The organism is Agathobaculum sp. LCP25S3_E8, assembly GCF_052117165.1.
Classification (GTDB): Bacteria; Bacillota; Clostridia; order Oscillospirales; family Butyricicoccaceae; genus Agathobaculum.
This window is the reverse complement of the sequence record NZ_JBQKJR010000017.1, coordinates 1-13,579: the sequence shown is the minus strand read 5'-3', so window position 1 is coordinate 13,579 and position 13,579 is coordinate 1. Positions and strand designations below refer to the sequence as shown.

Below are 13,579 nucleotides of genomic sequence, written 5' to 3'. Positions count from 1 at the left end.
ACCTCAGCGCCCGCACCAGTCCGGGCTTGAGATGCGCGATATGACACAAAAATCAATGCAAAGGAAGAAGCAAGATGATATATCACGTTCAGAATTTCGGTGCAAAGGCCGACGGCGTCACCAACGATGCTGCTGCAATTCAGGCGGCAATTGATGCCTGCTCTGCGGCGGGCGGCGGACGTGTTGTTCTGGAAAGTGGAAAAACCTATTATGCCAGCTCAATTGTTCTCAAACCCGGTGTAGACCTGCATTTGGAGCGCGGCAGCCTGCTCAAAGCGCACGAGGATATCCATACATATGTGCACCCGAATGAGGGGCAGAAAGATGACGGCATCGAACACATCGGCACGCCAGTGACGCTTAAGCCGTCCTATGCGTTTATTTATGCAAAGGATGCGGACAATATCGCTATCTCAGGACCGGGCACCATTGACGGAAATGCCTATGCCTTTGTAAAGCGTGTCAGCCCTTACTACGTCACCGGTGATTTTTATCCGCGGCCGACGCTGATTTACGTAGAGCACTGCAACCATATTTCTTTTACCGAGGTTGTTCTGCAAAACGCACCGTTCTGGACACTGCATCCGGCAGGGTGTGACGACGTGCTGATTTCCCAGATTCGGATTTTAAACGATTTGGATGTAGCAAATTCCGACGGCATTGACCCCGACCATTCGACAAATGTGCGCATCATTGGCTGCCATGTGACCTGCGCCGATGACTGCATTTGTCTGAAATCTTCAGCAGGCAACATGGAGTACGGCCCAACTAAGAATGTGATTATTTCAAACTGCACGCTGATTTCCACCTCGGCTGCACTGAAAATCGGCACTGAGGGAACGGGGAATTTTGAGAATGTTCTGGTGGACAACTGTATCATCTCCGGTTCTAACCGCGGTATTTCCATCCAAATCCGAGATGGCGGCAACGTCAGCAATGTATCGTTTTCCAATATCATCATTGAAACCCGACGCTTTGCCGATTGCTGGTGGGGCTGTGCAGAGCCGATTACCATTACCACCCACGACCGTGACGAACATACCAAGTCCGGCCACATTTCCAATATTCGCTTTTCCAACATCACCTGTGACAGCGAAAACGGCGTCTTTTTCTCGGGCAGCGTAGGAAACGAGATTGAGGATGTCTGGATGGAAAAGGTACAGGTCACCATGCGTGCAAAGACCAAGTGGCCGCGCGGCCTGTATGACCTGCGGCCGGGTTTGAATCGCGGTGGTTCAGGCAGCGACTCCACTACGGTTTCGGCGGCTGAGGGGCTGTGTGCAGGAATTGAGAAAATGGCGTCTCCCGGATTCTTTTTGCGCGATGTGAAGGGGGTTACCCTGCGCGATTGCCGCGTTCGCTTTGAGGGCGATGATTTATCCGATTTTGGAGAAGCCCTGCGCACCGAGCGCTGCACCGAGGTATCGGTCGAGAACTTCCGTGGAAAGGCGGCCCGTCCGGGTTTGGCCGATCAGGTAATGGAGTAAGGGGAAGACTATGTGCAGATAGGGAAGAAGCAGTGCTGTTGCCTGCATCTTCTGGACACAGATTCCAATATAATCAACAAAGGAGGCTCTTCTTGATGAAGAGCCTCCTTTGCTGATTTGGCGGCGCTTGTCGTTTAGCCTGAACTCAAAGTAGTAGCTCCATGTCTTTCCGCGCTTGCGGACAAAACTGGTCATAAAAATAACCCTTTCTTACCGTAAAACCGTATGGTAAAGTAGGGATACTGACGGATGTAGGAATTTATCAGTACCCCATGTCCCGCTCTGGTGTTGCAGCACCGGGGCGGGATTTTCTATTATCACAATAACTATGATAAAGCTATATCATGTAAGTTTTATATCGATTCGAATGGTGAATTTGCTCGCTTTATTTCAATGCAACATGTTATTTGCATGAATTGCCTTGAAGAAAAAATCTGTACGCCTTAGATGATTTGCATATCTTTAATTGTTACATTTCCACGATTCACGACAAGAAAGTTGATCTCTTCGACATTACTCCACTTTGTATAGTGCATATTAAAATCAGTTATGAATGTACGGAGAGCGCTTCCGTCCGTCGCAGGCGGCGCGGGAAGGCTCGGCAGTCCCGCCGCACCTCAAGGTCACGCTGTCCAACGGCATCGTGGTCGAGCGCAAGGGAAAGAACCAGCGCAAGCGGGCGATGGCGGACATGCTCGCGCAGCAGGTGGACACGCTGCAGCGCAAGGACTGGGCCGAGCTGATGTGTACGCAGTATGTCTGTGACAAGTACCAGAAAAAGAGTATCGAGGAATTTGGCTACGGCAAGGGCTACACCTATCTGTCCGAGGAGTTCGGGCGGCTGCTCAACCAGCTGAGCGAGGTCGTGGAACGCGGCGTGCATGTCGTCGTCACCGCGCACGCCAAGATGCGCAAATTCGAGCAGCCGGACGAGCTGGGCGCGTATGACCGCTGGGAGATGAAGCTCTCGGCCAAGAATGCACCGCTTGTCAAAGAGTGGGCGGACATGGTGCTGTTCGCAAGTTACAAGACCTATGCCGTCAAGACCGAGAGCGGCAAGGTCAAGGGGCAGGGCGGGGAGCGCCGCATGTACACGGCGCACCACCCTTGCTGGGATGCGAAGAAAACCGCTTCGGCCTTGTGCCTGAGTTGCCGTTTGCGTTCGCTGAGATCGCGTCCGTGATCGGGGAAATCCCGTCGATTTCTGAACCCGTGCCGCAGAATGAGCCGAAACCGGTCAATTCCCCGGTAAATCCGGCGCAGGAAGTAGAGGGAAACCCAGCTCCTGCGCAGGACGACGGCCTTGTGCCGGACATTCCGGACGGCATCCCGCAAGCGCTCGCCGACCTGATGCGTGCAAACAACGTCACCGCAACCGACATCCAGACCGCCGTTTCCGCCAAGGGGTATTTTCCGCTTGGCATGGAGATCACGGACTATCCGAAGGACTTCATTGACGGCTGCCTGATCGGCGCGTGGGATCGGGTGTATCAGGTCATTCTGCAGGAGCGCGAAAATATCCCGTTTTAATGAAGGAGGAATTTACCCATGAACGAAACCACAATGGAACGCGAACTCGGCTGGGAAGACGAGATCGAAAACGAAGGCAGCCCGCGCCGCGTGCTGGAAGCGGGAGAATACCCGTTTACCGTAGAGAGCTTTGAACGCGCCCGCTTTGGCGGTTCGGAAAAGGTGCCGCCCTGTCCGCAGGCGATCGTGCATCTGCGCATCGACACGCCGAAACGCTTGCAGCCTTTGAGCGCGGCGATTATAACGTGCTGTGCAATTCGATGCTGCTGACCGAGGGCTGGGACTGCCCGAGCGTGGACTGCATCGTTGTGCTGCGCCCGACCAAGGTGCGCAGCCTGTACAGCCAGATGGTCGGCCGCGGTACGCGCCTGTTCCCGGGCAAAGACCACCTGCTGCTGCTCGACTTCCTGTGGCATACCGAGCGGCACGAGCTGTGCCACCCGGCGCATCTGATTTGCGAAAATGAAGAGGTCGCCCAGCGCATGACCGAAAACATCGAAGCTGCCGGCGCGCCGGTGGACATTGAGGAAGCGGAGCAGGAAGCCCGCGAAGAAGTAGTCGCAGCGCGCGAGGAAGCGCTTGCCAAGCAGCTGCACGAGATGCGCAGCCGTAAGCGCAAGCTGGTCGATCCGCTGCAATTCGAGATGTCCATTCAGGCGGAGGATTTGTCCGGCTATGTACCGGCGTTCGGCTGGGAAATGGCGCCCGCAAGCGACAAGCAGCGCAGCGCGCTTGAAAAGTGGGGCATTTTGCCGGATGAGATCGACAACGCCGGTAAGGCAGCCAAGCTGCTCGATCGTCTCAGCGCGCGACGGGCGGAAGGGCTGACCACCCCAAAACAGATTCGTTTTCTCGAGGGACGCGGCTTCCAGCACGTCGGCACATGGCAGTTTGAAACGGCAAAGAACCTGATCGATCGCATCGCTGCCAACGGCTGGCGCATCCCGCATGACATCAATCCGCAGGAATATATAGGAGCGTAAATGGAACGAAATGAGCTGGACCTGAAACAGGCGCTTGCTTACATCGAGCCGATGAGCCTTTCCTATCAGGAGTGGGTCGGCGTCGGCATGGGACTAAAGGAAGCAGGACTTCCGGTTTCCGTATGGGACGAATGGTCGAGACGGGACGCGCGCCGGTATCACGCCGGCGAGTGCGCCCGCAAATGGGAGACCTTTCGCGGGACAGGCAACCCGATCACGGCGGGAACAATCGTGCAGATGGCGCTTTCCAGAGGCTGGCGGCCGGAACGAGACGGCGGGCATGAACTGGGCTGGGAGGCGGAGATCGGCGCGAAGGACGACCCGTACCGTGTGGTTGACCCGCACTGGGTTGAGGGACGCGATATTGCAGAGCCGGCGGACTGGCATCCCGTGCAGCAGCTCATCACCTATCTGGAGACGCTGTTCGACTCGACCGAGACAGTCGGCTATGTGACGCGCAGCTTCGAGAAGGACGGCAAGTACATGCCGACCAAAGGCGACTGGTCGCGCACGGCGGGCAGGCTGATCGAAGAACTGTCCCGCTGCAAGGACGATGTGGGCGCGGTGCTGGGCGATTACAACCCGGCGGTCGGCGCGTGGATTCGCTTTAACCCGCTCGACGGCAAGGGTGTGCGCAACGAGAACGTGACCGATTTCCGGTATGCGTTGGTCGAGTGCGACGGCATGGAGCTGGAGCGGCAGAACGCGCTCATCCGGGAACTGGAGCTGCCGGTGGCATGCCTTGTCCATTCGGGCGGTAAAAGCCTGCACGCCATTGTCCATATCGACGCCGCGGACTACAACGAGTACCGCAGCCGGGTGGAATATCTGTATGCGGTCTGCCGCCGCAACGGGCTGGAACTCGACCAGCAGAACCGCAACCCCTCGCGCCTGTCCCGTATGCCGGGCGTGATGCGCGGCGGCAAAAAGCAGTATCTGATCGACGTAAATCTCGGCAAGGCGAACTTTGCGGAGTGGAAAGAGTGGATCGAGAGCGTGACCGACGATCTGCCCGATCCCGAGAGCATGTCGGAGGTGTGGGATCATCTACCCGACCTTGCGCCGCCGCTGATCGAAGGTGTGCTGCGGCAGGGGCACAAGATGCTGCTTGCCGGGCCGTCCAAAGCGGGCAAGTCATTCGGCCTGATCGAGCTGGTGATTGCACTGGCCGAAGGGCGTGACTGGCTGGGCTTTTCCTGCGCGCAGGGGCGCGTGCTGTATGTCAATCTGGAACTCGATCGCGCGTCCTGCCTGCACCGCTTTCGCGACGTGTACGACAAACTGGGCTGGCCGCCGAGAAATCTGTCCAATATCGACATTTGGAACCTGCGCGGCAAGGCAATCCCGATGGACAAGCTCGCGCCCAAGTTGATTCGCCGCGCGCTGAAGAAAGAGTACATCGCGGTCGTGATCGACCCGATCTATAAGATCATTACGGGCGACGAGAACAGCGCCGATCAGATGGCGGCGTTCTGCAATCAGTTCGATCTGGTCTGCACTGAGCTGGGCTGCGCAGTGATCTACTGTCACCATCATTCCAAGGGCAATCAGGGCGGCAAGCGCTCGATGGACCGCGCGAGCGGTTCGGGCGTGTTTGCCCGCGACCCGGACGCACTGCTTGACCTCATTGAGTTGGATATCAGTGACGATCTGCGCAAGCAGCTGGAGAACAACGCGGTCTGCAAGGTGTGCGGCGCGGCGCTCGAGGCGGCGGGGCGGTCAGACGATGTCTCGCAGGATACGCTGTGCAGCCAGCGGGAGGCGCTGGACGCCTGCAAACGGCTGCTGCCGGGCACGGCCTATCATGCGCTGCTGGACGACGTCGCAGACACCCGACGCGAGGTACAGGCACGCACGGCATGGCGCATTGAGGGCACGTTGCGCGAGTTCCCGCGGTTTATGCCGGTCAACCTCTGGTTCGAGTTTCCGCTGCACCGGCTGGATCACAGCGGTCTGCTGGCGGATATCCGTCCGGGAGAAGATGTGCCATCATGGAAGCAGGGCAGGGAGAAGAAACCTGTTGATAAACGGCAGGAGCGACTGAACAAGCTGGAGGGCGCATTTGCCGCCTGCGATCTGGAGGGCAAGGGCGAAGTCAGCATTGCCGATCTTGCGGAATACTGTGGGCTGAGCCGCAACACCGTTAAGACGCATGTGGACGAGCATCCGGGTTTTGAGCGGCAGAAAGATGGCACGGTGCGCAGGGTGTCAACCTGTCAAAATCAAATTGACACCCCTTTTTGACACCATTTAGAGTGCAAAAACAGGGTGTCAAAAATGCGAAAATCGAAAATTGACACCTTTTAGAAACGAAAAAAGTGATATTTCGCAGAAAAGACAAATTGACACCGGCAGAATAAACAATCAATAGGGTGTCAAGTGGGTGTCAACTTGTGCAAAATGACCTGTAAAATGCGGCATGGATGGTGTCAAAAAACGGGGTGTCAAAACCCCCTATATATATAGGGGGTTTTGACACACATCCGCTTTTGACACGCCACCATCGAACGCGCGAGGAAAGGAGCGTGCAGAAAATGGAAATTCAGTTTTTTATGCCGATGCGCCCGCCGACCTGCACGCATCAGGAGAAGCGGGTGCGGGTGGTGCATGGTAAGCCGATGCTCTATGACCCGCCCGCCGTACAGGCGGCGCGCAGTAAGCTGACCGCCCATCTGGCGCAGCACGCACCGGAGGCGCCGCTGACAGGCGGGGTACGGCTGATGGTTAAATGGCTGTTCCCGCGGGGGAAACACAAGGATGGCGAATACCGCACCACCAAGCCGGACACGGACAACCTGCAGAAGCTGCTGGGGGACTGCATGACCGAAGTCGGGTTCTGGAAAGACGACGCGCAGGTGTGCTCGGAGATCATCGAAAAATTTTGGGCGGAGATCCCGGGCATCTGGATCCGCGTGGAGGATGTATGACATGGAATTTGAAGAGATGAACCAGCGGGCGTACCGCCGGGAAGCGCCGCCGGACGATCTGACACCCGCCGAGCGCATGATCTACATGGCGCTCTGCCTGCTCTATGAGCTGCACTTTGCCGGGCATTACACCCGCGAGGAAGGTGTGGCGCTCAAGCGCCGGCTGGAACAGGATTTCATACAGTACCGGAAACAGGAAACCGAATGGATACGCTACCAGACTGCGATGAAGCTGCTGCGCCGGTGCGATCTGCCGATCGTGCAGGGGATTGTGTCGGAGCGATAGAAAAGGGGAGAAATGGAAGCTCGTACGGGCACAAAAAAGCCGCCCGGTAAAGGGCGGCGGCAGTCACACATCATTGTGTGGGACGGAATGCTTTTTAGCATTTCGGTTTTGGTTCTGGTTTTCACGCGTGAGCGGTGTTTGACCGTTGCATTTTTCCATGCGTGCTTTCTTGTTATCCGGTTGGCTGTCCTTGGGCATTGAGATCACCTCGCTTTTGGATCCACGGCCGTACTGTCGGCCTGCGGTTCATGAAAGACTTTGTGTGGATAGCGTGTGCCGTCCATGACGATGGGGCGCACTTTCGCGTTGCCGTGCTTGGCTTCGCCCTGAATGAGTGGAACAGGCGGCACTTCGTTTTTCGGAAAATGTGTTTTGTGATTGCTTTCTGTACCGTGCGGCTCCTTTGGATCGGGGCGGCGCATACCTGCTTTGGCCATAAAAATCACCTCATCTTTAGCATGTGTGAGCAAACAAAGCGGCATACATGGAAATTTAGTCAGTTGCTCTTTTCAGCGTGCTCGCCCTCGGAAACAATCGTTTCCAATACGGAAATCAGGTCATGCAGGTTTTCCATGTGCACATTGCGGGATAAAATTTCATTTTTCAGTTCGACAGACAGAGATTCAAACTGGGAGCGGATTTTCGGACTGACATAGGACATGAAGATCACCTCATCCATAGCCTGCCCGAAAACCATAGGGATATCCGGCACATGAAAAAATGATGACGCTCGATAAAGGAGATAAATTATGGCGAAAACCAAAAAGATGCGATTGCAGCGGAGATACGGCATGCACAGGAGGAATTTCCCTTGACTAAATATGCACCTGAGATTGTGCGCTATTTGAACTGGAGGTATGGCAGTGACGGCAAAAGAATGGTTGGGACGGGCGCGCAAGCTGCGTCTGCGTCTCAGCGCGCTGGAGCAGGTGCAGGAGATTTTAGATAGGCCCTGTTAGTTCCTGTTTTGCTGTGGTATGGTGGCATTGTGAAAATGCAGAATGAAACCGAGGTCTGCATTACCTGTCTTTCACGCGCCCGCCTTGCAAACGCGGGGCGGGTATACAAAAGAGAAAAGCCGGGCATTACTCCTCGGCTTTATCGGTTGTATAGAAATCATCAAGGGAACAATGCAAAGCATTGCAAATGACTCGGGCTGTTGAGATGCGACAGTCACTGCGCTTCTCAATATCCTTGATGGTTCGGCGAGAAATGCCTACCAGAGTAGCAAGTTATACTTGAGAAAGTCCGGCTTTATGGCGTGATTCGTTTAGCATAAGAATATTGTACATCAGTCCCTTCTGCACATCGCTTTGCGTGCTACGAGAGAAAGCAAAGCCAGCGCATTGATGATAACCAGTGCTTTTGTTGCTGGTTGCCAATCACACGCAATAGCAGTAATGAGGTTGGTGGCGAGAAGAAAAGTCAAGAGCTTTCGGATATTCATAGTTTGTTTTGCCGATCTCCTTTCCGTTCGTATAGTCATATTGTGGCGCATGAATGGACGATAGTCAATGAAAAAACAATAATTATTGGAAAAATATGATTTAAGAATGCTTTAATCAGTACGGGTCTCTTTTGCCCGAAAGACTAACTATTAAAAGTCAAGGCTAAAAATGTGGATTGGCAAAAAACGTAGACGGATCAAAAAAGGTATAGCAAAGCTGACGTCCGTTAGGACGCCTCCGCAGAACTATGAAAGCAACGAGGTTATCGAAACCCTCTGGCGCGGTTACACCCATTGGAGCATGGGCGTGCTGGGCGGGGTGTGCTTCGCCCTCATCGGCCTGCTGGACGAATGGCAAGACCACCCGCCGCTCTGGCTGCAAATGCTGGAGGGCGCGATGATCGTGACCGTGCTCGAGCTGCTGGTGGGGCTGATCGTCAACCGCTGGCTGGGCTGGGGCGTGTGGGATTACTCCGACATGCCGTTCAACCTCTGGGGGCAGGTGTGCTTGCAGTTCGCGGTCGCGTGGTTTTTCCTCAGCGCGGCGGCGGTTTGGTTGGAGAACGCGCTGCACCGGCTGGCATCATGGCTTGCGCACCGGCGGGGGAGGTGATTTCTTGCCGGGTTGACCGATTGACGGCAAAATACGGAGACGATCCCACTATATATGAAATACATTGGCCAAAAGGCCGGAAAGGAAGTAAAAAATATGTACCAGAACAACATCTACATCCAGAACCATGAGGAAGTGGCAAGCATGGGCGGCGACATCGGCGTGTGCCTCGACAAGTACGACAAGAAGTACGGCCTGGGGCATGATGACCTCGCCCGCGCGCAGTACAGGCACTGGCGCAGCGTGCAGACCGGCCTGCCCGAGCTGCTGAGTGCGGCCGACAGAAAGCTGCTCGGCCTGTAAGCGGGAGGAGGTGACGGGGCGGGCAAAACCTGCCCCACCCTTATATGAATGTAGAAATCATTCTCTCCTGCATCAGCCTGCTCGGCACGTTGGTGGGGTCGATGGGAGGCATTCTGGTTTCTTCACGTCTGACCAGCTACCGCATCGAGCAGCTCGAGAAAAAGGTGAACGAGCACAACAAGGTGATCGAGCGCACCTACAAGCTGGAAGGGCAGATGCTGGAGGTGCAGCACGATATCCGGGATATGAAAAACCAGTGACGGAAAGGAGAACGACAACATGAGCAAACTGAGCGAAAAAACCAAACTGTGGATCAAGGCGGCGGGTGTGCGCGCAGTCAAGACTGTGGCGCAGTCGGCCATCGGCGTTATCGGTGCGGCGGCTGCGATGGGAGAGGTAAACTGGCCGATGGTCGCATCGGCAGCTGCGCTGGCGGGCATTATCTCCCTGCTGACCAGCGTCACCGGTCTGCCCGAAGTCAAGGCGCAGACGGAGCAATAATCAGAACAAAATATTGAGATTCTTCGTAAAATGAAAAAGCCGCCTAAAGGCGGCAAATTGACTCAGCGCGGCGCGCGATGATATAATATGTCGGGCGCTGTCGTTCCCAGCGGCGGGCGGTTGACCACTCTCCTGTCAAAAGGAGGTGGTGCATATGGGGATGAAACTGTTTCGTTTCTTCGTATGTATAGCAGTCATGCTTTACATACTCACCATAAATGCAAAGTAACCGCCCCATCGACCAAAATGTAGCGGTTACTCTGTAACAACTGATTTTGGGTCAGCCGTCTGCCGACAGCGCCCCTTGTATAAGATATTATACCACGCGTCCCGCCAAAGTCAAGGCGGGGCGTTTTCTTTGTCCCAGAGAGGAGTGCGTATGAAAATTTTACTGATTGCAGGGCATGGCGGCAGTCCCTATGATTCGGGCGCAGTCGGCTGCGGCTGCACGGAAGCCGTCGAGACGCGCCACATGGCGACCGCCGTTGCGCCGCTGCTGCGTAATTACGGCTTTGAGGTCGTGATGTACGACCAGAAAAACGACGCCTACAAGGTGCTGAAGAACGGCGGCAGCCTGCCGCTGTCCGGGGTGGGCTATGTGATCGAGCTGCACCTCAACGCGGCGGCAAACGACCCGAAAGGCAACGGCAAAACCACGGGCGTGGAGGTGCTGGTGCATACCGGGGAGACCAGTATCACGGTGGAGCAGACGATCTGCCGCCGCATCGCGGCGCTGGGCTTTACCAGCCGGGGCGTCAAGCGGCGCGGCGATTTGCTGGTGATGAACACCGTGCACCGCAAGGGCATCAGTCACGCGCTGATTGAGACGTGCTTTGTGGACGACGCGGACGATATGAAGCTATACAAGACGAAGTTTTACGACATTGCGCACGCGATTGCGGACGGCGTGGCGGAAGGCTTCGGCAAAACGGTTCAGAAGGAGGACGACGAAGTGACACAGAAGAAAACCGTCTGCATTGACGGCAAGAATTACACCTGCGACGTGATCGAAAAGGGGGGCCATAACTATGTCCAGCTGACTGATTTGGCACAGGCGGGGTACGACGTGACGTATGATGCCAAGACAAAGGTGCCGGGCATCGTCGCGCCGGAGACGCGCGCAGCCGTACCGGATGCGGACAGCGAGGTGCAGGCGGCCGTCAAGGCATTGCAGGACGCGTGCGGTTTGGAAGAAAGCACGATGGAGTATCTGCTCAAGTATCGGTACGGTGATGCGCTGGTCAAGAAGCTGGCTTCTGTTATGAAATAACGGTGTTCCATTTGGACACGGCAAAGCCCCTCCGGCTAAATACCGGAGGGGCTGATTTTTTGCGGAATTTTACTGGAAATCTACTGACAAGCATATTTCTGCCAGAACAAATATATCTTATAAAACGATAAATCTTTTCCAAAACAAAAGAAAATCGCAACTTATTTTATGGTATGACTGGTGCGTAAGCCGGGTTCTGTCGTGGACGGTCATCTATCTGGGACGCACGTTGCCGCACGTCTCAAGCCGCCAGTCGGGACGGTCGGGCAAACCATGGTCCCTGTCGGCGTTGCTGCGGATAGAGTTTACAGGCCCCCCGTGTCACCACGGGGCGCGGTGAGCTCTTACCTCGCCTTTCCACCCTTACCTCGTCGAGCCAAGCTCCATATCACTCGCTTTGCCAAAATGGCAAAGCTCGTCCATTTTGCTGTCTCTCTTCTCCCCACAAAAACGGGTGTTTTTGTAGGGGCCCCAATATAGGGGATGAGGCGGTATATCTCTGTTGCACTATTCCTAGGGTCGCCCCCGGCGGACGTTATCCGTTATCCTTGCCCTGTGCAGCCCGGACTTTCCTCATGCCGTCAGGCACGCGACCGTCTGCACCAGTCATGACATCCAGTATACCGCAAAAATACGTCCCCGTCAAACCGGACTTGCCAAATAGACGAAAATCCTGTATACTGTAACCTGTGAAAAAGGCGGTGTACGCATATTATGACAGCTTTAGAACAATATTTTGGCGGCCTGTCGGATAAGCGGGTCGGGGTTATCGGCGCCGGGGTGAGCAATATGCCGCTCATTCGGATGCTGCGTGCAGCAGGCGTGCGGGTAACCGTGCATGACAAAAAAGACCCGACCGAACTGGGCGACGGCTACGCCACACTGGCTACGCTGGGCGTGGATTTTGTGCTCGGGGAGCATTATCTGGATGCACTGGATGAGGATGTGATTTTCCGTACGCCGGGTGTGCATCCACGCTTTTTGCAAAAAGCACGTGAGCGCGGCTCGGAGATTACCAGTGAGATGGAACTGTTTTTTGCGGTTTGTCCCTGTCCGATTATCGGCATTACGGGTTCGGACGGCAAAACAACCACCACGACGCTCGTCAGTGAAATTTTGAAGCACGCGGGCTATACCGTGCATCTGGGCGGCAACATCGGAACACCCTTGCTGCCGCGGGTCAATGAAATGAAGCCGGAGGACTTTGCGGCTGTGGAGCTTTCCTCCTTCCAGCTGATGGGGATGAAGCATTCGCCCCATGTGGCGGCAATTACCAACCTGACGCCCAACCATCTGGATTACCATAAGGATTTCGAGGAGTATGTGCAGGCCAAGACGGCAATTTACCGTAACCAGACGGAGGAAGATCGTCTGGTGCTCAATCTGGATGATGAGGTCACACGAACGCTGCATGCTTCGGGCAATTTGTTCTGCACCAGTAAAAAGCAGGAGCTTGCCAACGGTGTGTTTCTCAAGGATGACATCATCTATATTGCGGAAGGCGGTGTGCGGCGCGAGTTGATGCCGGCAGCGGATATCCGCATTCCCGGTGCGCACAATGTCTACAACATGATGATGGCCGCAGCGATTGTGCAGGGCTATGCCTCGGATGACGATATCCGGGCAGTGGCAACCACCTTCGGCGGTGTGGAGCATCGCATTGAGTTTGTGCGCGAGAAGGACGGCGTGAAGTATTACAACGATTCGATTGCGTCCAGTCCGACGCGCACCATCGCAGGACTGGAATCCTTCCAGCAGAAGGTGATTTTGATTGCGGGCGGCTATGACAAGCATATCCCGTATGATGTGCTTGGCGAACCGATTTGCCAGCATGTTAAGCTGCTGCTGGTTACCGGCGCGACCGCACCGAAAATCCGCGATTGTGTGCTGGCGGTAGAAGGGGAGCATCCGACCATCCTCGAGGTCGAGAATCTCGAAACTGCGGTGCGTGAAGCGGCGGCGCGTGCCGAAGAGGGCGATGTGGTTATCATGAGCCCCGCAAGCGCGTCGTTTGACCGCTTTAAGAATTTTATGGAGCGTGGCAAGCTGTTCAAATCGCTGGTCAATGCGCTGTAACGGAATCAAAGAAAAAGCAGACCTTCAGCTAATGCTGAAGGTCTGCTCAGTCTGTCGAGAAACCCGGCCTATGCGTCAGGCATAAGCCGGGTTTCTGGCGTATAAAGGCCAAAAAAGTACAAACATGAATGGAGAAGACTTCTCCTTCCACAACCA

17 protein-coding genes, 1 other RNA gene and 1 pseudogene are annotated in these 13,579 nt (G+C 55.4%); 14 read left to right on the top strand and 5 right to left on the bottom strand.

Translation table 11 applies throughout. The annotated features are described in order from the left end of the window. The first annotated feature begins 74 nt into the window (after positions 1-74). From ACTQ34_RS07965 to ACTQ34_RS07930, 8 genes and pseudogenes are all read left to right on the top strand, one after another. Positions 75-1,487: a glycoside hydrolase family 28 protein gene (locus tag ACTQ34_RS07965; RefSeq protein ID WP_441363317.1), complete on the top strand. Its 1,413-nt coding sequence runs from the start codon at positions 75-77 to the stop codon at positions 1,485-1,487. A 553-nt stretch (positions 1,488-2,040) separates the two neighbouring features. After that, positions 2,041-2,670 (top strand): ATP-binding protein, encoded by a 630-nt coding sequence (locus tag ACTQ34_RS07960; protein ID WP_441363316.1) that lies wholly within the window; start codon positions 2,041-2,043, stop codon positions 2,668-2,670. Then, on the top strand, positions 2,667-3,017 hold the full coding sequence (locus tag ACTQ34_RS07955; RefSeq protein ID WP_441363315.1) for a hypothetical protein: 351 nt from the start codon (positions 2,667-2,669) through the stop codon (positions 3,015-3,017). The genes ACTQ34_RS07960 and ACTQ34_RS07955 overlap by 4 nt, the downstream gene beginning before the upstream one ends. 18 nt (positions 3,018-3,035) lie before the next feature. Beyond that, entirely contained in the window at positions 3,036-3,287 is a 252-nt protein-coding gene (locus ACTQ34_RS07950; RefSeq protein ID WP_441363314.1) for a hypothetical protein, read from the top strand. Further along, a pseudogene (locus ACTQ34_RS07945) lies at positions 3,233-4,000 on the top strand (helicase-related protein); the annotation flags it as partial. The gene ACTQ34_RS07950 and the pseudogene ACTQ34_RS07945, both read left to right, overlap by 55 nt. Continuing rightward, a complete protein-coding gene (locus ACTQ34_RS07940) occupies positions 4,001-6,244 on the top strand; it encodes an AAA family ATPase (RefSeq protein ID WP_441363313.1) in 2,244 nt (747 codons plus the stop codon). A 290-nt stretch (positions 6,245-6,534) separates the two neighbouring features. Continuing rightward, complete coding sequence (locus tag ACTQ34_RS07935; protein WP_441363312.1) at positions 6,535-6,927, top strand: RusA family crossover junction endodeoxyribonuclease; 393 nt, start codon at positions 6,535-6,537, stop codon at positions 6,925-6,927. A 1-nt stretch (position 6,928) separates the two neighbouring features. After that, on the top strand, positions 6,929-7,213 hold the full coding sequence (locus ACTQ34_RS07930) for a hypothetical protein (protein ID WP_441363311.1): 285 nt from the start codon (positions 6,929-6,931) through the stop codon (positions 7,211-7,213). A gap of 203 nt (positions 7,214-7,416) precedes the next feature. Here ACTQ34_RS07930 and ACTQ34_RS07925 read toward each other — a convergent pair whose 3' ends face one another. From ACTQ34_RS07925 to ACTQ34_RS07915, 3 genes are all read right to left on the bottom strand, one after another. After that, on the bottom strand, positions 7,417-7,650 hold the full coding sequence (locus ACTQ34_RS07925; protein ID WP_441363350.1) for a hypothetical protein: 234 nt from the start codon (positions 7,648-7,650) through the stop codon (positions 7,417-7,419). Between the two features lie 59 nt (positions 7,651-7,709). Next, positions 7,710-7,910: a molecular chaperone GroEL gene (locus ACTQ34_RS07920; protein WP_441363310.1), complete on the bottom strand. Its 201-nt coding sequence runs from the start codon at positions 7,908-7,910 to the stop codon at positions 7,710-7,712. Between the two features lie 388 nt (positions 7,911-8,298). After that, on the bottom strand, positions 8,299-8,436 hold the full coding sequence (locus tag ACTQ34_RS07915) for a helix-turn-helix transcriptional regulator (RefSeq protein ID WP_441363348.1): 138 nt from the start codon (positions 8,434-8,436) through the stop codon (positions 8,299-8,301). Between the two features lie 525 nt (positions 8,437-8,961). On the opposite strand from ACTQ34_RS07915, the gene ACTQ34_RS07910 reads away from it, so the two are divergent. Genes ACTQ34_RS07910 through ACTQ34_RS07895 form a run of 4 tightly spaced genes read left to right on the top strand, consistent with a single transcriptional unit; the run spans position 8,962 to position 10,077 of the window. Beyond that, on the top strand, positions 8,962-9,273 hold the full coding sequence (locus ACTQ34_RS07910) for a putative ABC transporter permease (RefSeq protein ID WP_441363309.1): 312 nt from the start codon (positions 8,962-8,964) through the stop codon (positions 9,271-9,273). 54 nt (positions 9,274-9,327) lie between these two features. Continuing rightward, entirely contained in the window at positions 9,328-9,576 is a 249-nt protein-coding gene (locus ACTQ34_RS07905; protein WP_441363308.1) for a hypothetical protein, read from the top strand. Between the two features lie 44 nt (positions 9,577-9,620). Then, a complete protein-coding gene (locus ACTQ34_RS07900) occupies positions 9,621-9,836 on the top strand; it encodes a hypothetical protein (protein WP_441363307.1) in 216 nt (71 codons plus the stop codon). Between the two features lie 19 nt (positions 9,837-9,855). Further along, entirely contained in the window at positions 9,856-10,077 is a 222-nt protein-coding gene (locus ACTQ34_RS07895; protein WP_441363306.1) for a holin, read from the top strand. 43 nt (positions 10,078-10,120) lie between these two features. On the opposite strand, the gene ACTQ34_RS07890 is transcribed toward ACTQ34_RS07895, so the two are convergent. Continuing rightward, positions 10,121-10,315, bottom strand: a complete 195-nt coding sequence (locus ACTQ34_RS07890) for a transposase (protein ID WP_441363305.1) — start codon at positions 10,313-10,315, stop codon at positions 10,121-10,123. A gap of 141 nt (positions 10,316-10,456) precedes the next feature. On the opposite strand from ACTQ34_RS07890, the gene ACTQ34_RS07885 reads away from it, so the two are divergent. Further along, positions 10,457-11,347 (top strand): N-acetylmuramoyl-L-alanine amidase, encoded by an 891-nt coding sequence (locus tag ACTQ34_RS07885; protein ID WP_441363304.1) that lies wholly within the window; start codon positions 10,457-10,459, stop codon positions 11,345-11,347. 170 nt (positions 11,348-11,517) lie between these two features. Here the strand turns inward: ACTQ34_RS07885 and rnpB are convergent. After that, positions 11,518-11,956, bottom strand: an RNA gene (rnpB, locus tag ACTQ34_RS07880) — RNase P RNA component class A. Between the two features lie 105 nt (positions 11,957-12,061). Between rnpB and murD the strand changes: the two genes are divergently transcribed. Then, complete coding sequence (gene murD, locus ACTQ34_RS07875) at positions 12,062-13,423, top strand: UDP-N-acetylmuramoyl-L-alanine--D-glutamate ligase (RefSeq protein ID WP_441363303.1); 1,362 nt, start codon at positions 12,062-12,064, stop codon at positions 13,421-13,423. Positions 13,424-13,579 lie beyond the last annotated feature (156 nt).